The sequence below is a fragment of the Xanthomarina sp. genome (genome assembly GCF_035306605.1).
Classification (GTDB): Bacteria; Bacteroidota; Bacteroidia; order Flavobacteriales; family Flavobacteriaceae; genus Xanthomarina.
Map to the genome: position 1 here is coordinate 65,700 of NZ_DATGNR010000042.1, position 18,657 is coordinate 84,356.

Here is an 18,657-nt window from a genome sequence, read left to right on the forward strand (position 1 = left end):
TTAAGGAGTTCTGCTTTTGCAGGGAAAAACAAATGAAAAGGGAAGACGCAGACAAATTATTACGAGAAAAAGTAGAGGCTGGTGAAAAGGTAAGTCCTATATTACCAGAAGGAATAAAAAACTACTTAATAGATATTGATGGAACTATCTGTGATGATATTCCAAACGAAGAACCAGAGCGTATGCTAACTGCGGCTGTATATCCAGATGCGCTAGAAACATGTAATAAGTGGTTTGATGAAGGCCATTTAATTTGTTTTTTTACATCTAGATTAGAAGAGCACAGAACGAATACTGAAATCTGGTTGAAAAAAAACGGGTTTAAATACCATAGTTTATTAATGGGAAAACCTAGAGGAGGAAATTATCATTGGATAGATAATCATTTAGTAAAAGCCACGAGATATAAAGGAAAATTTACCGAGTTAGTAGATAAAAAAGCGACCATTCAAGTTTTTGACGATGGTCATCATGATTAAGCAAGTACTGTATAATCAAGAAATTGAAGATTCAGCAGAGCTAATCGTATAATTAAAGCACGTAATACAATGAGCGAACAATTAAAGGTGCCAACCATGGCGCAATGTATGGCAGAAGGCAGACAACCAGAAATTTTATTTTGGGTTGGTGCAGCTGGAAGTTACGACGATAGAGCAAAAAAAATAACTAGAGCTTTTGTGAAGATTCTCAATAATGCAAATATTGATTTTGCGGTATTAGGTACAGAAGAAAGTTCAACCGGTGATGTAGCTAAACGCGCAGGAAACGAATTTTTGTTTCAAATGCAGGCTTTAACCAATATTGAAATATTGAATGCTTATGAAGTAAAACGAATTGTAACCGCTTGTCCGCATTCATACAATACTCTAAAAAACGAATATCCAGAGCTTGGTGGAAACTACCAAGTCCAACATCATACAGAGTTTATTAATGATTTAATAGTAGCTGGTAAATTAAAAATAGGAAAAGCTTCAGAACTAAACGGAAAGCGTATCACCTTTCACGACCCTTGTTATTTAGGTCGAGCAAATAATGTATATGAAGCTCCTAGAGAATTGTTAAAAACATTAGGCGTGGAATTGGTAGAGATGAAGCGTAATCGAAACTCGGCTCTATGTTGTGGAGCAGGAGGCGCACAAATGTTTAAGGAGCCAGAAAAGGGAGATAAAGACATTAATGTGTTAAGAACAGAAGATGCTTTAGAAACCAAGGCAAATATTATTGCAACAGGTTGTCCTTATTGTAATACTATGATGACAGACGGTGTAAAAGCCAAAGAAAAAGAAAACAGTATTCAAGTATTGGATATTGCCGAATTAATAGCAAACTCTCAAGAATAATGTTAGTAGATTTTAACACCCTTCCAGAAGAATCCAAAGTTTGGATTTACCAATGCAACAGATCTTTTACAGATGAAGAAATAAAAGAAATAGAGGCTAAACTAGATATTTTTCTTGATAATTGGACAGCTCATGGTAGCGATTTGCAAGCTGGCTATAAAATTGTTTACAAGCGCTTTATTGTTATTGCTTTAAATCAGCAAGTAGGAGCGGCCACAGGATGTTCTATAGATGCTTCAGTGCATTTTATTCAAGATTTGGAAAAGGAGTATGGAGTAGATCTATTAGATAAAATGAATGTCTCATACAAACAAGGAGATTTCATTGCGTACAAAACCTTAATCGATTTTAAGAAAATGGCTAAGGAAAGAGCCATTTCAAAAAACACCATAGTATTTAATAATTTGGTTGTAAATATTGCAGAGTTTAATGAAAATTGGGAAGTTCCTGCAAGCGATAGTTGGCACAGCCGATTTTTAAAATAATTTTTTCTGAAATAACGTAGTTATGTACAACCTGGATTTTTATCCAGGTTTTTTTATTTCAAAATTCTTCAAAGTTTTTAAAACTACCGTCCGTATAAAATATTACTATACGCTCGATACTTTTTCCTGTTGAACTAATTTTTTCAGTTTGTTTAATTTCTGAAGGAACAGTTATAGGATTATTGTTTTTACTATTTTCTTCAAAATCCAATTTGCCTTGAGAATTATCTTTTACAGGAAATTGACCTTTACCATTTAATAGCCAATATAATTCTACTTCCGGAAAAGTAGAGAGGACCTTCAAGATGAAGTCTAAACTTGGTTTATTTCTTCCAGATAATATATGTGAAATACTTGAACGTTGAACTCCAATTTTTTCAGCGAAAGAAGAAGCATTTTCGTTGTAAAAATCAATCACTTTTTGAAGCCTTAAGGCAAATTCTTCATTGTTTATCATTGTAAACATTTGGTTAAATAGTTCTATTTACAAATGTAACAATAATTGTGTAATATGTAGTAAAACAAGCGAAATAATTAACAATATGATTAAACAAAGGCTTTATATTAATACTCATAACTAACTGATATACAATTTAATAAAAGTTTCTTTAAATTATACATATAATTTTGTATCATAGGTGATTACAGACTTAATAATCCATTAATACTATGGTTAATCTTGTAAACAACTTTATGTAAAAACAATGTTTACAAATGTAAATTGTTATTTGTTTACATTTGTATCAAAGCTTTTTCAATGACTAAAGACTATTTAAAAAACTGTTACGATTCTTATAAAGAATTACGACTTAAACATCGCTACATAAATAATGACCACATCCTTCCTTTGATTGAAAACTTAAAAGACCATTTTGAGATTAATCAGATTGGTGATTCAGTATTAAAGGCTCCTATTCATTCTATAAAAATTGGGAATGGCACAAAAAAGATTTTGATATGGTCTCAAATGCATGGTAACGAAAGCACGTCTACGAAGGCTATTTTCGATTTGTGTAATGTATTTTCTTTAGACGACTCCGATAATATTCAACAAATTCTTAATAGTTGTACTGTACTTATTATTCCCATTTTAAATCCTGATGGGGCTAAAGCCTTTACAAGGCTAAATGCTAATGGAATTGATTTAAATAGAGACGCAAAAAGCCTGACTCAACCAGAGAGCATAGTTTTAAGAAACTTGTTTAATGACTTTAAACCTCATTTTTGCTTTAATTTACATGGACAAAGAACCTTTTTTGCTGCAGGAGAGGTTAATAAATCAGCTACCTTATCATTCTTGTCTCCGGCTGTAGATGAGGGGTGTATGTTGAATGATACCCGAAAAAAGGCTATGGAGGTTATTGTAGCTATTAATAACTTGTTACAGGCTCAAATTCCTAAACAAATAGGTGTATACGACGATACCTTTAATGATAACTGCGTAGGAGACACTTTTCAGGTTTTGGAAGTTCCTACACTTTTATTTGAAGCTGGGCACTATAAAAACGATTATGCTAGAGAAATTACTAGGTTTTACATGTTTCAAGCTCTTATGTACGGATTGTACTATATAGCTATTAATAAGGTGTCTGGTTCTGAGTATAAACCTTATTTTGATATTCCTATGAACAGTAAAAGTTATTTTGATATCATTATTAGACAAGCGAAGATTCCTGATTCTAATGGAGTGATAATAAGGGATATAGCTATTCAGTATCAAGAGGTTTTAAAAAATAACAGCATAGATTTTGTTCCTAAAATTGAAAAAATAGGGGATTTAAGTTCTTATTTTGGCCACAAAGAAATTTCTGCTCATAGCAATATGGTTTCAGTGAAATCAAACCAAGATTTAATAGAAGGACTTGAAGTTGATGAGATTTTTATAGAAAACACGAAATACTCATTAAAATTAACACAATCTTAAGCCAATATCCTATTTAATTGCGATTAATGTATTAATTTTGGCCTTTATTAAAAAAAACTATAAATGGCGAAAATTAAGTTAGATGATATTGATCATCAAATTTTAGATATGTTAATTGAAAACACGAGGATTCCTTTTACTGATATTGCGAAAAAACTATCAATTTCAGCAGGGACTATTCATGTTCGAGTAAAGAAAATGGAAGATGCAGGCATTATTAAAGGCTCTTCGTTAACCTTAGATTATAAAAAGCTAGGTTATTCCTTTATTGCTTATGTAGGTGTTTTTCTTCATAAAACATCACAAACTAAGTTTGTTTTAGAGCGTATTAACGAAATACCTTTCATAACAGTTGCACATATTACTACTGGGAAATTTAATATATTTTGTAAAATAAGAGCTAAAGACACAGAGCACGCCAAAGAAATTATTTTTATGTTAGATGATATTGAAGGGGTTTACAGAACAGAAACGATGATATCATTAGAGGAGAGTTTGAATGATAAAAAACGACTGATGCATTCTATATTTAACGATATGTAGTTAATATTATGTAAGAAAAATATAAAGACCGTCTTTTAAAGATGGTCTTTTTTTGTTTTAGGTATATTGAATCTTTGCTATGACACTAATATAACCCAAATATAAATTTCAGTAATAACATGGAGTGTTTTTCGTACTTTTAAGCAAATTACAATATTATGAACCCTCGTATTTCAGAAGATCTTTTTCAATTTCTATTAAAGCTTGAAAAAAACAACAATCGTGATTGGTTTAATGAGCATAAAGAAGAGTTTAAAAGAATAGAAAAGCAAACTAAATTATTTTTCAACGCTTTGTTACAGGGCTTAATGGTTCATGATGACATAGAGAAATTAAAAGTTTTTAGAATTTATCGTGATGTCCGTTTTTCAAAAAATAAATTGCCTTATAAAATCCATTTTAGTGGTTCATTTAAAAGAAAAAAACCGGAATTTCGTGGAGGTTATTATGTGCATTTAGCTCCAAATAACCGATCGTTTATCGCCACAGGATTTTGGGAGCCAAATAAGGCCGATTTGCTCCGAATTCGTAAGGAATTTGAAATGAATGATACGGAGATTAGAGAAATTATATCTCATAAAAAATTTAAAGAAATTTGGGGTGATTTAGAAGGAGAGGAGTTGAAGACGGCTCCAAGAGGCTTTGATAAAGATCATCCAGCCATACATTTAATTCGAAAAAAACAATATATCTTCAGTAAAGGTTTTACCGACGAACAGGTCTTGGCTGCTAATTTTTTAGATGAAGTAAATGCGTCATTTAAAATAATTAGGCCGTATTTTGATTATATGAGTGATGTGCTTACAACGAATTTGAACGGAGAACGTATTATATAATTTCTATAATAGTAAATGTATTATTGTTAAAGGTTATTGTATCTCCAACAATTTTATTTTTAAGTAGTTGCCCAATAGGAGAATTTAAAGAAATACCTAAATAAGGAGTACCCTCAACTTCTATTTTGCCGACACTTATAGCGATAAAAAAGTTATTAGAAGTTGTTTTTACAAGACTTCCTAACACTACGTTGTCGCTTACCGTTTTGAAATTTATCAAATTCAAGATATCCAACATTTTATTGGCATCACTTAAATATTGTGAATTTGATTCCAAATCGTTAAATAGTTTTCCGTTTCCGGAATCGTCTCCTTCGTCATTGCTTTTATCGTTACTCTCAATAGAATCTTTAATAGTTTCTATTTCGTTTTTATAGCTAGCAATACGTTTATTTACATAGCTGAAACAAGCTTGTAAAAGTTGTTCTTTTGTATTCATATCTTACGCAAATATATGACAGAATATTTGAATGTTACTAATTAATTTTTCCTTAGCTAAATGCATCATTCGTTTATTTAATGCAGAAGAATTGGTAATATAAAATTTGTATTCTTCTACAGTAAATTGACCAATAATCATTCCTTTTAGGGAATTTCTGAACTTCATGTCTTTTTGTATAGAATTCTCGATGTAATCTATTTTCTGTTCTGTAGTTAGAGTAAAGAATACATTTTTGTGTTTAGAAATATAGTTTTTAAAAACCTCCACAAGTAAATCATTTTGAAGTTTAAAAATAGGTCGCAAAGTAGCATTTTGAAAACGCTCGTCGTCGCTCATGGATTCTGAAAATAACGCAGAAGAGATTGTAGGACGACATTCTTTTAAGTCTGAAGATCTGTTCATTTTATTGAGTTTTCTTCAAGTTAGGAATAATATTAGTTGTTATGGAGAAGATTAGATAGCAATATCAACAGTCTTATTAACAAAATTTAAAAAGCAAAGTTGTAATAGTGTGTAATAATGCGCATTAAAATCTATCTTTGGGTATTGATAAATTTTAAAGATTCAAATATGAATTTTCACACAAGAAAATGGGTAAAACCCGAAGATTTAAATCCAAATGGAACTTTATTTGGAGGGAGACTGTTAGCATGGATTGATGAAGAGGCTGCATTGTACAGTATCATTCAATTAGAAAGTGCTAGGGTAGTAACCAAGTTTATTTCTGAAATTAATTTTACAAGTTCAGCCAAACAGGGAGATATTATTGAATTGGGTATGAAGGTGGTGAAATTTGGGAGATCTTCAATTACCTTAAATTGTGAAGCAAGAAACAAGATGACCAGGCAAACTATATTAACGGTAGAAAATATTGTAATGGTTAATCTTGATGAAAACGGAAGTCCGCTTCCTCATGGAAAAACCAAAATAGAATTCGTAAAGGATCGATTAAAATAGTTATTGTAATCTTGGGAAATCGGTAGGGTATTCAAAAAGTTCCAAATCGAAATAACTAACGGCGGAAATGGCATGATCAAAAATATCAGCCATAATATATTCGTAGTTTTCCCAGCGTTTGTCACTACTAAAAGCATAAATTTCTAAAGGCAATCCGTTTGGAGTAGGGTCTAATTGTCTAACCATAATGGACATGTCTTTATTAATTGCTGAGTGGTTTTGAATATAAGAGAGTAAATATTTTCTAAAAACCCCCAAGTTAGTCATGTTTCTTCCGTTGATAAGAGTGTTTTTGTCGATGTTGTTTTGGGAATTGTAGTTGTCAATATCGTTCTGACGCGTAGAAAGATATTCATTTATTAACTGTATGTTTTTTAGTTTTTCAATATCTTCATTAGTCAAATAATGAACGCTTTTTGCTTTTAAAACTATAGCGCGTTTAATACGTCTTCCACCTGAAGACTGCATTCCTCTCCAGTTCTTAAAAGAGTCAGTAAGAATAGCATATGTAGGAATGTGGGTTATGGTTTTGTCAAAATTTTGAACTTGAATAGTAGAAAGGTTGATTTCGATAACGTCTCCATCAGCTCCAAACTTTTCCATTGTAATCCAATCTCCAATTCTTACAGAGTCGTTTATAGCTATTTGAATACTAGCAACTAAACCTAAAATGGTATCTTTAAAAATCAACAATAAAACGGCTGACGCAGCTCCAAGTGTAGTGAAAAACTGTGTAAATGGTAAATCAATAACTATGGCTAAGCACGAAGCTATACCAATAACCCATACAAATAGCATAACTACTTGAATGTAACTATCTATAGGTTTGTCTTTTAAGGTTGGTAAGGTTTTAAAATAAGATTCAAAAGTTCTTAGAATACTTCTAATAATCCAAACAGTAAGGAAAACACCATAAACTTTTAGAATAAGGACTATGTATTCTTCAAAGTGTGGGAAATCGTAGAAAACAAAAGGAAAAACCTTAATGGTAATAATTAAAGGAACAATATGGGCAATGTATTTTGGAGCTTTATGGTTGACTAGTAAGTCGTCGAAATTGGTTTTAGATTTACTGGAAAACTTGATAAATGCATTTACTAAAATCCTACGGGTAATAAAATCTGTTAAGTATACAACAGTAGTTAAAATTACCAACAAGCATACCATGTTTAGGTATTTAGCTGCGGTTTCAGGAAGTTGTAGCGCTAGAAAATAATCGTAAAAATAACATTGCCATTCTTTCATTAAGATACTCGTTTTAAGTAAGTTTTATCTACATAAAAAGTTCCAAATGGTATTACGGAAGCTGCTAAGATAAATAGTAATGTTTTTCCTTCCCACTTAAGCTTGGATCCTAAAATAATGGCCAAAATAACATAGCCAACAAATAATAATCCGTGAGGCATTCCAAGTAGTTTTACGTATTGCGGATCCTCGCCAAAGTATTCAAGGTATTTAATTGGCATAGCAATAAACAATAACAAAAGGTAGGATAATCCTTCTAATAAAGCAACAATTCGAAAGACGTTTAATAAGGAGAACATATATATTATTTTAAGTTGCAAAAATACAATTCAAGTTACAATTTACCTCATATTTAAAATGTTTTTAACTTCTGATATGTGTGCAAATTTTGTAAGTAATTATGTTCAAAGCAGTAAGTTGTCGTTGAAATTTAAATTCTAACGATAAAATTCTATTTCATTTTAATTAAACAATATCTTTATTGTGTTAAATAACAGCGAAATAGGCTGTTGATTTTTTAAAAATAAACGTATGCAACCTACTACTTTAAGCATATTCCGATTTCTTTCGCCAGTCATATTTGTTTTAATAATTTTAAACACAAATAAAGGATACTGTCAAACCACGCTTATTCCAGACCCTAATTTTGAACAAGCCTTAATTGATTTAAATATTGATACTAATGGTTTAAATGGTAATATTTTAAATAGTGACGCTAGTGTAGTCTATTATTTAAATGTATCTCAAAATTTTATTTCTGATCTTACAGGAATAGAGGCGTTTACTAATTTAAAAACACTTGATTGTTCCGCAAATAATTTAGTGGGTTTGGATGTTTCTCAAAATACAAAGTTGTATGAATTGAATGCGGATGACAATCAGATTGCCAATATAGACCTCTCGTTAAACACAAAACTCAAATGGGTTTGGCTTAGTTCCAACTCATTAAGTTCTATTGATGTGTCCAACAATCTACTTTTAGAGGAGTTGGGAGTAAATCTAAACTACTTAACAGAGTTGGAAGTTTCTAATAATATAAACCTAGAACATTTAGGTTGTTACTCTAATAATTTAACCAATATAGACCTTAGTAATAATAGTGCTTTAAAAGTATTGCATATTGGGGTTAATAATTTGAATACTTTAGACGTTTCACAAAATACTAGTTTGCAAACTCTTACCTGTAATGAAAATAATTTAACCGAGCTTTCTGTAGACACCAATTCTCAATTGAATTATTTTGATTGTAGAGACAATCATATCAGTAATTTAAACATTAGTAATGCGCCAGAATTAGTTAGGTTGTTTGTTAGTAATAACAACTTAAATGAAGTTGATTTATCTGCTAGTCCAAACTTGAAATTGTTTTACGCAATAAATAACAACCTTCAAACTTTAGATATATCCGGAAACTCGGTTCTTAGATGGATTAAATGTGATGACAACAATTTGTCTTTTGTAGATTTTAGAAATGGAAATAACGGCTATATTTCAGAATTTAAAATGCTTCAAAACAATAATTTATCTTGTATTCTCGTTGATGATTCCAATGCATCATTTTTAACTAATTGGAGTGTAGATGAAGACTGTTCTTTTGTTGAAAGTAATTTTGATTGCGAGGCTTTGTCAGTAAAAAATCCATCTTTATTGGAAGTAGAGATGTACCCGAATCCAGCTTTAGACACAGTTGTAATTACAGTGAAAACAAATGAAGCTAAATTAGAATTATATACAGTTAGTGGGCAAAGAATTTATCTTAAAATTTTAAATCAGGGGATTAATAATATTGATTTAACCAATGTTAGTTCAGGGATGTATATTGCACAAATATCTTATGGTCAAGCCATCGAAACTAAGAAGTTGATAATAAAATAGCGTAGTAGGGTTGGTTTTAATTTGTGTTGCTTTAGTGTTTTTTATGTGAAATACAATAAAATTTCGTTGTTTTTTCAGATAGTTTCAAATAAATCGAAATGATTGCCTATCTTTGCTGATGATAAAGAAATCTACCTTTGCTTGGAAAAGCAAATAATCTCTTTAGGTAGTTTTAAGAAGTCCAAGATTCCTGATAGTAAATCACCGTTTAATATTTCAATCATCTTCTTAAACAATTAAAATAAAATTAATATTTAAATTAACGAATGGCAAAATCGCAGCAAACATTTAATAAAAGTGAAAAAGAAAAAAAACGTTTAAAGAAGCGTGAAGATAAACGTAAAAAAATGGAAGCTCGTAAGCTGGACAAAGAAACTGGCGGAAACGAAGGTATACAGTTTGCATACGTAGATTACAACGGGAACCTAACTGATACTCCACCAGATCCATCGATGAAAATAAAGGTAGATGCTGAGAGTATTGAAGTAAGTATTCCAAAACGTGATGATAGTGATATAGAAGAAGTAGATCCAATTAGAAAAGGAAAAGTGTCATTTTTTGATAACTCAAAAGGATTTGGATTTATTATTGATTCTGAAAATCAAGAAAAATATTTCTGTCACGTAAGTGGATTAATCGATGAGATTCAAGAAAACGATAAAGTTTCTTTCGAATTAGAGAAGGGTATGAAAGGTTTAAATGCGGTTAGAGTAACTCTAATTTAGATTTAAACAATCGTATATAAAACTAAAAGACCATCCAAATAGGGTGGTCTTTTTTTTGTTTTATTTCCTTTTTTAAAAATAGCAGTGTTGTTATATGGACCAGTAACTTATATTTTAAAACTCAAATTAAGTGATTTAAACTCCTGATTAGAATAGTTTAATTGCTGTTTACTTAAAGTTATTGTTTAAGCTAACGATTACTCTAGTTTAGTTGCAATTCCAATTTGTTTTGTTTTTTCACCTACATAGGAATATTCAAATGTGTAAGTGGAATCTGTTGTAGTTAATATTTTTAAGTGGATATCTTTTTGCTCAGCCATACTTTTTGGATTAATGGTTTTAAAAATAACTTCACAATCGTTTATCCATCGAACTTGTGCTGAGTCAATTTTGTTGTTATAAGTTTCCACTTGAAGGTCTTTAGTTCTAATAAATTTCGACTTGAAAACTTCACCATCTATGGTTATTTCGCTATAAAAAGTTCCTAGTTGATAATCTGTACAATTGCGTTCAACTTCGTAACATCCTGATAATAAGAGTAAGCAAGCTATGCTGAATAAATATTTCATAAACGGTTTAAAAAATAATAAGAATTTCATTTAAATAATTAGTCAAAAGTACTAAAAAGAAGCCCATAATCCCATATAGGCTCTTAATTTTTAATTTTGAGAATAAATTAATTATATATGCGTTACTTGAGTAAATTAAACTATATAAAACTATCTTAAAGTCTTTTAATCTTCTTTATAAAAGTGGTATTTTGCAACGATTTTATTCTTAATTCAATAATGCTTATAAAGCCTATATTTATGCGTCAATTAATTTGTCTGTTAACTTTCTTTTTAACGTATACAAGTCTTTTCTCACAATCAACAAACCCTTTACAGGCAACCGATGCGGTTGCTCAGCAAAAATGGGTGGATGATTTGTATAACAAAATGACTTTAGAAGAAAAAGTAGGGCAGCTTTTTATGGTTCAAGCATTTTCTAACCAAGGTTTGGCACATGAAAATATTATTAGTCAGCTTATTACAAATTATAAAATAGGGGGGATTATTTTTTCTAAGGGTGATCCTATTAGTCAAGCAAGAATTAATAATATTTTTCAAGAAGCATCAAAAATACCATTACTAATTGGCATGGATGCCGAATGGGGTTTAAGTATGAGATTAGAAAATACTTATGCATTTCCTTGGAACATGACGCTAGGTGCTATTAAAGATAATGCCTTGATTGAGCAGGTTGGTAAGCAAATGGGAGAGCACTGTAAGCGATTAGGCGTGCATTTTAATTTTGCGCCAGTGGTAGATATTAATACAAACCCAATTAATCCTATTATTGGAAATAGGTCTTTTGGAGAAGATAGAGATAACGTTACAGAAAAGGCTTCTGCTTTTATGAAGGGGATGCAAAGTGTGGGAGTTTTGGCTAATGCTAAACATTTTCCAGGGCATGGGGATACCGATAGCGATTCGCATAAAACCTTGCCAAGCATTAATTTTGATGCGAAACGAATAGACTCGGTAGAGATTTACCCATACAGAAAATTAATTCAAGAAGGTTTGTCAAGTGTTATGGTGGCTCATTTAAATGTCCCAGCCTTGGAGTCTAGAAGTGGATTCCCTTCTTCTTTGTCTTACCCTATAGTTACGGAGCTTTTAAAAGAAAAGCTTCAATTTCAGGGTTTAATCTATACAGATGCGTTAAATATGAAAGGGGCTTCAAACTACAGTAGTCCTGGAGATATTGATTTAGCAGCTTTCATGGCCGGAAACGATGTGTTGTTGATTTCTGAAGATGTACCTAAAGCAATTAATAAAATTGTAGAAGCATATAATTCTGGAGTTATTACAGAAGGTCGGTTAGCTCATTCTGTAAAAAAGATTCTTCAAGCAAAGTATAAAGTAGGACTAAATAATTATAAACCTATTGAAACAAAGAATCTAGTTGAAGATTTAAATAGAATTAAAGATGAAACTCTTTCTGAAGTTCTTTTTGAAAATGCCATTACAGTTATTAAAAACAAAGAAGACTTGTTGCCAATTAGAAAGCTTGAAAAAAAGAAAATCGCCTATGTGAAAATGGGTGATGACGATGGGTCTGTTTTTTTAAAAGAACTTCAAAAATATGCTAAAGTTCACGAGGTTTCTGCAGATAATCTCGACGAATTAATTAGAAAACTTTCAGCGTATAATACTGTAGTAGTTGGTTTTCATCGTTCTAATGAAAGTCCTTGGAAAGATTATAAGTTTAGCGATAAGGAATTGGTTTGGTTGTATGAAATTGCCCGTAATAACAATGTTATACTCGATATTTTTGTAAAACCATATGCTTTATTAGATTTAAGAACAGTTGAAAATTTTGAAAGTATTGTAGTTAGTTATCAAAATAGTGCCGTTGCTCAACAAAAATCGGCACAACTTATTTTTGGAGCTATTTCTGCTAAAGGAATGTTGCCGGTTTCTGTTGGTAACGGGTTTCATGCAGGAGATGGTCTTACTTTTACAAAGTTATCACGATTAACCTATGGAGCTCCTGAGCGTGTTGGAATGAGTTCAGAGAAGCTTAAAAAGTTAGATTCTGTTGCTCAATATGCCATAGATAAAAAAATGACTCCTAGTATTCAGTTGTTGGTTGCAAGAAAAGGAAAGGTTGTGTATAGCAAAAACTTTGGGTCGCACACTTACGATAAAAATTCGGAGGCAGTGGATTTTGATGATATTTATGATTTAGCTTCTCTAACAAAAATCTTAGCTACTCTGCCTTTACTAATGGAGCTTGATGAAAAAGGAGAGGTGAACTTGGAGTCTAAGTTATCCGACATTCTCCCTGAATATGCCAATTCAAATAAGAAGAATATTACCTTAAAAAAAATGTTGTCTCATTATGCTAGATTAAAACCTTGGATTCCGTTTTATTACGCCACTTTAGATTCTTCAAAACAACCCGACCCTAAATATTATAGAAAGGAGCCAAGTAAAAAGTTTTCAGTAAAAGTTGCAAATAATCTTTATATGAGAACAGACTATCAAGATTCTATTCAAAAAATAATTAAGGACACAGACTTGTTGGATAGAGAACGTTACAGATATAGCGATTTACCTTATTACATTCTAAAGAAATATATTGAAACCTATTACGACCAAGGATTGGACGATCTTGTTCAGGAGCATTTTTATGAATCTCTAGGAGCTAATTATACCACATATAATCCTTATGTTAAGTTTAGTGATAAAAAAATCATTCCTACGGAGGTAGATGATTACTACAGGTACCAAGAAGTTCATGGTTATGTGCACGATATGGGGGCGGCCATGCAAAATGGTGTTGGTGGACATGCAGGGGTATTTAGTAATGCCAACGATGTAGCTAAAATTATGCAACTGTTTTTGCAAAAAGGGTTTTATGGAGGAAAACGTTATTTTAAACCAGAAACCATAGATAAGTATAACACCTGCTATTTTTGTGATGAAAATAACCGACGAGGAATAGGCTTTGACAAGCCTCAATTAGGAGAATCTGGCCCAACTTGTGGTTGTGTGTCTATGACTAGCTTTGGCCATTCTGGATTTACAGGTACTTATGCATGGGCCGATCCTGAAGAAGAAATTGTATATGTGTTTTTAGCAAATAGAACCTATCCAAAAGCAGACTCAAACTTGTTATTAAGGGCGAACATAAGAACGGATATTCAACGCTTAATTTATGAAGCGATTATTGATTAATAAAGGCTTAAGATTGAAATAGTACAAGGTACTTAAAACTTAAAATATGAAAATTGGAATAGTATGTTATCCAACTTTTGGAGGAAGTGGAGTAGTGGCAACAGAACTTGGAATAGAGCTCTCAAAAAGAGGGCACGAAATTCATTTTATAACTTATAAACAGCCAGTAAGGTTGGATCTTATAGGTAGTAATGTGCATTTTCACGAAGTTACTGTTCCAGAGTATCCATTATTTCACTATCAACCATACGAGTTGGCTTTAACAAGTAAGCTGGTAGATATGGTAAAGCTTCATAAAATAGAAGTTCTTCATGTGCATTATGCTATTCCTCATGCCTATGCAGCCTATATGGCTAAAAAAATGCTGCAGGAAGAAGGAATTTACTTGCCTATAGTAACTACGCTTCACGGTACAGATATTACTTTAGTTGGCTCTCATCCTTTTTATAAAACAGCTGTAACTTTTAGTATTAACAAGTCGGATGCTGTAACCTCGGTTTCAGAAAGTTTAAAGCGTGATACCTTAAGACTGTTCGATATTAAAAATGACATTCACGTAGTAACCAACTTTATAGATATTGCTAAACATACACCTCATTTTGGAGATTGTCAGCGAGACTTATTGGCTAATAAAGATGAGAGGATCATCACGCACATCAGTAATTTCAGAAAAGTAAAATGTATACCAGATGTTATAAAGGTGTTTTATAACATTCAAAAAGAAATTCCTGCAAAATTGATGATGGTTGGTGAAGGTCCTGAAAAAGAACCGGCTGAAAAACTATGTGCCGAACTAGGTATTTCCGATAAAGTAGTTTTCTTTGGAAACAGTAATGAAATAGACCGAATTTTATGTTATTCAGATTTGTTTGTTCTTCCTTCAGAAACAGAAAGTTTTGGACTAGCTGCATTAGAGGCAATGGCCTCAGGAGTACCTGTTATTTCAAGTAATTCGGGTGGAATTCCCGAAGTCAATATTCATGGTGTTTCTGGGTATTTAAGTGATGTAGGAGAGGTGGATGAAATGAGTAAAAATGCCCTTCTTATTTTAAAAGACGAAAAAGTATTGGCTAAATTTAAAAAACAAGCAAAAAAGCAAGCTAGAAATTTCGATATCTATCAAATTGTGCCTCAATATGAGGCTATTTATCAGGCAACGCTTTCCAAATGTAAAACCATGTTATAGGTGGTCTGAAAACATTTAATACTTTCTATTTAAATAAACTCTATCTAAAATGAACAGAAAATCCTTCTTAAACCTAACAGCAAGAGCGGGTCTTTTTTTGGGCTTAGCACCAAGCATGCTAGCAAATAAAAGTAATGATGTTGTAGAAAAAGAACTTGTTAATGAGCTTTTAAAACAAAAAAAAGCAATTGGAAGCGCTGTGGGGCTTACGGCAGATCCAATTTCGAAAGTTCGTGTAGGTATGATAGGTATGGGGAACAGAGGGAGTGTTCTTATCCAGATGTTTGAATACCTTATTAAAAATAATCATGCTGAAATTGTTGCTCTTTCAGATTTAAAACAAGATAAAGTTGAAAAAAACAACGAATATCTTAAAACCATTCAAAATTCATCTGCAGATTTATACTATGGAAATGAAACTGAATGGAAGAAATTAGTTAAAAGAGATGATATTGATTTAATTATAATCGCAACGCCTTGGGATTCGCATACCGAAATGTCTGTTTATGGCATGGAACATGGAAAACATGTAGCTTGCGAGCAACCAATGGCCTTGTCTTTGGAAGATTGTTGGAAATTGATTGAGGTGGCTGAGCGTACTCAGAAACATTGCATGTACATGGAAAATTGCTGTTATAATGGTGAAGAGCTTTGGGTGCTTAATATGATAGATAAAGGTATTTTTGGTGATATTAATCATGCAGAAGGTGCTTATATTCACGATTTGCGTAAGCATATGATGGATGAAAAGTATTACGAAAATCAGTGGAGAATAAAATATCATGAAAATCGAAATGGCAATTTTTATACAGGACATGGTTTAGGTCCAACAAGTTTCTATATGGATATTGGGCGTGGAGATAATTACGATTTTATAACATCCATGAGTTCACGTGACGACAGTATGAAAGATGGAGCGCGAATAGAAAATTATCCAGTAAAAGAGTTTGCTTGTGGAGATATGAACACCACAATGATTAAGACCAAGTTGGGAAGAACTATTATGTTGCAGTTTGATACGCATACTGGTAGACCATATTCTAGGTTAAATAATGTTTTTGGAACCAAAGCAGCTCATCAAGGTTACCCGTCTAGATTATATGTTGGTCATGAAGAATTGCAATGGGGGCATAATTGGCTTAAAGATGAAGAATATAAAGAATATAGAGACCGATACGACCACCCGTTATGGAATAAATTGAAGACGCAAATTGATGCCAATGCTGTTGGACATGGAGGTATGGATTTTGTAATGATATACAGGTTAATACGCTGTTTAAATGAAGGTTTGTCCTTGGATATCAATTTGTACGACAGTGTTCTTTGGAGTGCGATTACGCCTTTATCAGAACTGTCTGTCGCTAATAACAGTGCTAGAACAATAGTTCCAGACTTTACAGGAGGAACTTGGGAAACTCCTAGGAGAAATGAAATTTTACGAGATATCCTCTAAGTTGAAGTTGGAATAAGTTATCCGCTTGATCTCATCATAATTTTGAATGGCACTTTTTAAAAGTGTCATTTGGTTTTTAGCTCGTATCAAATTATGGTTTTCATAAGCTGTTTTGTAGTACACATCATTATTTAAAAAGTCTGTTAAAAAACGTAAACCCATAATGTATATTAGGGTTTTAATACCTAAAGGCAAATATTTAACTTCTTCTAAGGTTAATATGTTTGAAGTTTCCGAAGCAAAGCCTTTACAGTAAGCTTCATAAAACTTCAAATTAATGGTTGTTTGTTTCAAATCTTGAGAATCTTCGACCGTATTTGAGCAAATAGAGCGAATTGAATCTCCAAAATCAAAATGTACAATTCCAGGCATAACTGTGTCTAAGTCTATTACCGCAAGACCATTGTCATTTTTATCAAATAGGATGTTGGACAATTTGGCATCGTTATGTGTGATTCGAATTGGAAAATTATTTTTTTCTTTTAACTCTGAAAGCACCAATATTTCCTTCTGAAGTTCAAATACATAATCAATTAGCGCTTGGGCTTCTGTTTTTCTAGACTCCCTTGCATTTTTTAAAGCAGCTTCAAATTGAGTAAATCGAAAAGGAACAGAATGAAATTTAGGTAGAGTTTCAGTAATTTGTTCGGTTTCCAAGGTAGAAGTGCTAGCTATAAAATTCCCAAATAATTTCCCCGCTTCAAATACCTGCTTTTCATTTTCAGCTCTATCAATTGTTTTGGAGTTTGGAATATATTCCATTAAAGTCCAAAACCCATTATTTGCTTCAATAAAAAAAGCATCATTTTTAGATTTAATAAAGCCTGCAACTTGATATTTACTATCGGTTTTATTGTAAGTGTTTTTTAGGAAGTCACTAACTATAATCTTGTTGTTAATGATGTTTTCTAAATTTGTAAAAACCTGATTGTTAATTCTTTGAAGTATGTAATTTGAATTATTACAACAACTCACTAAATAGGTGTCGTTTATGTGTCCTGAAGCCAAAACCTCTATATTTAGAATAGGTTTTTCTATTTTAAATTGGTAACAAATATTTTTAAGAATTTCTACTGAATTTACCATAATTTAGTTGGATATACACGGTTAGAAATAAGGTCTAGAAGTTGTTTTCTAACCATAGTCTCATCTTCTTTGTAAGTAACTCCAAACCATTGACTGTTAGATTCGAGCATTTTAAAAGCGCCTAATTGGTTATTAATCATAAAATCTACTACTTTAGGAATGTAAAACTCTGCGGTTTCAGAATTTTTATGTTCTTTTAAAAACACTTCAAATAGTTGTTCTGTTATTTTAAAAACATCAGATGTAAATCCCCAAAAATTCATAGAAACCATGGTGTCTAATGGCATTATTGGGTTGTTTTTACTAATGTCGGTTCGCTCAATAATGCTAATAAGTTCTTGATTTTTATTTAGAACACATTCACCTCTAGAAACTGTTCCAAAATCTGATAAGGTGTTTTTTAATTGATAACCAATAAAGTAATTTTGATTGTTTGTATTTGTGTACAAAGCTTCATACATGAGTTCAAATGCAGGTCGCCCATAAAAATCGTCAGCATTTATTAAAGCAAAATCATTTTTTATGGTGTCTTTTAGGCAAAGTAATGCATGTCCTGTTCCCCAAGGTTTCTTGCGTTTAGGTAAATCTTTTGCATTTTGTATAACGAAATTCACTTGGATGTTTTTAGGTAAGTTGTTATCATAGCGATCCTTAAAAATTTCAAGGATTTCTTCTCGAACAATAAAAACTACGTGGTTGAAACCAGCTTGAAGTGCATCGTAAATGGAAAAATCTAAAATAGCATAATTATCTACAACAGCATGTGTTTGTTTTAAGCCTCCAAATCTGGAACCCATTCCAGCTGCCATAATGGCTATTGATTTTTGTTTCATTT

General features: G+C 31.8%; 20 protein-coding genes. 12 read left to right on the plus strand and 8 right to left on the minus strand.

Annotated features, from left to right (window positions below; translation table 11 throughout):
* The first annotated feature begins 32 nt into the window (after positions 1-32).
* The 3 genes from VKY41_RS06415 (at position 33) to VKY41_RS06425 (ending at position 1,825) form a co-directional block, all read left to right on the plus strand.
* Positions 33-479, plus strand: a complete 447-nt coding sequence (locus tag VKY41_RS06415; RefSeq protein WP_500813611.1) for an LNS2 domain-containing protein — start codon at positions 33-35, stop codon at positions 477-479.
* A gap of 69 nt (positions 480-548) precedes the next feature.
* Complete coding sequence (locus VKY41_RS06420) at positions 549-1,340, plus strand: (Fe-S)-binding protein (RefSeq protein WP_500813612.1); 792 nt, start codon at positions 549-551, stop codon at positions 1,338-1,340.
* On the plus strand, positions 1,340-1,825 hold the full coding sequence (locus tag VKY41_RS06425) for an ABC transporter ATPase (protein WP_500813613.1): 486 nt from the start codon (positions 1,340-1,342) through the stop codon (positions 1,823-1,825). The genes VKY41_RS06420 and VKY41_RS06425 overlap by 1 nt, the downstream gene beginning before the upstream one ends.
* A 58-nt stretch (positions 1,826-1,883) precedes the next feature.
* Here the strand turns inward: VKY41_RS06425 and VKY41_RS06430 are convergent, their stop codons facing one another.
* Positions 1,884-2,282 carry a helix-turn-helix domain-containing protein gene (locus VKY41_RS06430; protein ID WP_500813614.1) on the minus strand — a complete coding sequence of 133 codons (399 nt, stop codon included), beginning with the start codon at positions 2,280-2,282 and terminating at the stop codon, positions 1,884-1,886.
* A gap of 300 nt (positions 2,283-2,582) precedes the next feature.
* On the opposite strand from VKY41_RS06430, the gene VKY41_RS06435 reads away from it, so the two are divergent.
* The 3 genes from VKY41_RS06435 to VKY41_RS06445 all read left to right on the plus strand — a co-directional run bounded on the left by VKY41_RS06435 (position 2,583) and on the right by VKY41_RS06445 (position 5,128).
* On the plus strand, positions 2,583-3,749 hold the full coding sequence (locus tag VKY41_RS06435; RefSeq protein WP_500813615.1) for a M14 family zinc carboxypeptidase: 1,167 nt from the start codon (positions 2,583-2,585) through the stop codon (positions 3,747-3,749).
* Between the two features lie 63 nt (positions 3,750-3,812).
* Complete coding sequence (locus VKY41_RS06440) at positions 3,813-4,292, plus strand: Lrp/AsnC family transcriptional regulator (RefSeq protein WP_500813616.1); 480 nt, start codon at positions 3,813-3,815, stop codon at positions 4,290-4,292.
* A 158-nt stretch (positions 4,293-4,450) separates the two neighbouring features.
* Complete coding sequence (locus VKY41_RS06445) at positions 4,451-5,128, plus strand: DUF2461 domain-containing protein (RefSeq protein ID WP_500813617.1); 678 nt, start codon at positions 4,451-4,453, stop codon at positions 5,126-5,128.
* Here the strand turns inward: VKY41_RS06445 and VKY41_RS06450 are convergent.
* Both VKY41_RS06450 and VKY41_RS06455 read right to left on the minus strand, forming a co-directional pair.
* The gene (locus VKY41_RS06450; RefSeq protein WP_500813618.1) at positions 5,121-5,567 is read right to left on the minus strand and encodes a transcription elongation factor; all 447 of its coding nucleotides are present in this window, start codon (positions 5,565-5,567) and stop codon (positions 5,121-5,123) included. The genes VKY41_RS06445 and VKY41_RS06450 overlap by 8 nt on opposite strands.
* A gap of 3 nt (positions 5,568-5,570) precedes the next feature.
* Entirely contained in the window at positions 5,571-5,972 is a 402-nt protein-coding gene (locus tag VKY41_RS06455) for a glyoxalase (RefSeq protein WP_500813619.1), read from the minus strand.
* Positions 5,973-6,140: 168 nt separating this feature from the next.
* Between VKY41_RS06455 and VKY41_RS06460 the strand changes: the two genes are divergently transcribed.
* Complete coding sequence (locus VKY41_RS06460; protein WP_500813620.1) at positions 6,141-6,527, plus strand: acyl-CoA thioesterase; 387 nt, start codon at positions 6,141-6,143, stop codon at positions 6,525-6,527.
* On the opposite strand, the gene VKY41_RS06465 is transcribed toward VKY41_RS06460, so the two are convergent.
* Together VKY41_RS06465 and VKY41_RS06470 are read right to left on the minus strand one after the other, a co-directional pair.
* Entirely contained in the window at positions 6,528-7,772 is a 1,245-nt protein-coding gene (locus VKY41_RS06465; protein ID WP_500813621.1) for a mechanosensitive ion channel family protein, read from the minus strand.
* A complete protein-coding gene (locus VKY41_RS06470) occupies positions 7,772-8,071 on the minus strand; it encodes a DUF3817 domain-containing protein (RefSeq protein ID WP_500813622.1) in 300 nt (99 codons plus the stop codon). Before VKY41_RS06470 ends, VKY41_RS06465 begins: the two co-directional genes overlap by 1 nt.
* A 232-nt stretch (positions 8,072-8,303) precedes the next feature.
* Between VKY41_RS06470 and VKY41_RS06475 the strand changes: the two genes are divergently transcribed.
* Together VKY41_RS06475 and VKY41_RS06480 are read left to right on the plus strand one after the other, a co-directional pair.
* Positions 8,304-9,647 (plus strand): T9SS type A sorting domain-containing protein, encoded by a 1,344-nt coding sequence (locus VKY41_RS06475; RefSeq protein ID WP_500813623.1) that lies wholly within the window; start codon positions 8,304-8,306, stop codon positions 9,645-9,647.
* Between the two features lie 266 nt (positions 9,648-9,913).
* Entirely contained in the window at positions 9,914-10,372 is a 459-nt protein-coding gene (locus VKY41_RS06480; RefSeq protein ID WP_500813624.1) for a cold-shock protein, read from the plus strand.
* Between the two features lie 197 nt (positions 10,373-10,569).
* On the opposite strand, the gene VKY41_RS06485 is transcribed toward VKY41_RS06480, so the two are convergent.
* Positions 10,570-10,941 carry a DNA topoisomerase IV gene (locus VKY41_RS06485; RefSeq protein ID WP_500813625.1) on the minus strand — a complete coding sequence of 124 codons (372 nt, stop codon included), beginning with the start codon at positions 10,939-10,941 and terminating at the stop codon, positions 10,570-10,572.
* A gap of 240 nt (positions 10,942-11,181) precedes the next feature.
* Between VKY41_RS06485 and VKY41_RS06490 the strand changes: the two genes are divergently transcribed.
* The 3 genes from VKY41_RS06490 to VKY41_RS06500 are packed head-to-tail and all read left to right on the plus strand — an operon-like array spanning position 11,182 to position 16,736.
* Positions 11,182-14,097: a serine hydrolase domain-containing protein gene (locus VKY41_RS06490; RefSeq protein ID WP_500813626.1), complete on the plus strand. Its 2,916-nt coding sequence runs from the start codon at positions 11,182-11,184 to the stop codon at positions 14,095-14,097.
* Positions 14,098-14,143: 46 nt separating this feature from the next.
* A complete protein-coding gene (gene bshA / locus VKY41_RS06495) occupies positions 14,144-15,283 on the plus strand; it encodes an N-acetyl-alpha-D-glucosaminyl L-malate synthase BshA (protein ID WP_500813627.1) in 1,140 nt (379 codons plus the stop codon).
* Between the two features lie 49 nt (positions 15,284-15,332).
* Positions 15,333-16,736 carry a Gfo/Idh/MocA family protein gene (locus tag VKY41_RS06500; RefSeq protein ID WP_500813628.1) on the plus strand — a complete coding sequence of 468 codons (1,404 nt, stop codon included), beginning with the start codon at positions 15,333-15,335 and terminating at the stop codon, positions 16,734-16,736.
* Here VKY41_RS06500 and VKY41_RS06505 read toward each other — a convergent pair.
* Entirely contained in the window at positions 16,719-17,822 is a 1,104-nt protein-coding gene (locus VKY41_RS06505; protein WP_500813629.1) for a phosphotransferase enzyme family protein, read from the minus strand. The genes VKY41_RS06500 and VKY41_RS06505 overlap by 18 nt on opposite strands.
* Positions 17,816-18,655 (minus strand): nucleotidyltransferase family protein, encoded by an 840-nt coding sequence (locus VKY41_RS06510; RefSeq protein WP_500813630.1) that lies wholly within the window; start codon positions 18,653-18,655, stop codon positions 17,816-17,818. Before VKY41_RS06510 ends, VKY41_RS06505 begins: the two co-directional genes overlap by 7 nt.
* Between the last annotated feature and the right edge of the window lie 2 nt (positions 18,656-18,657).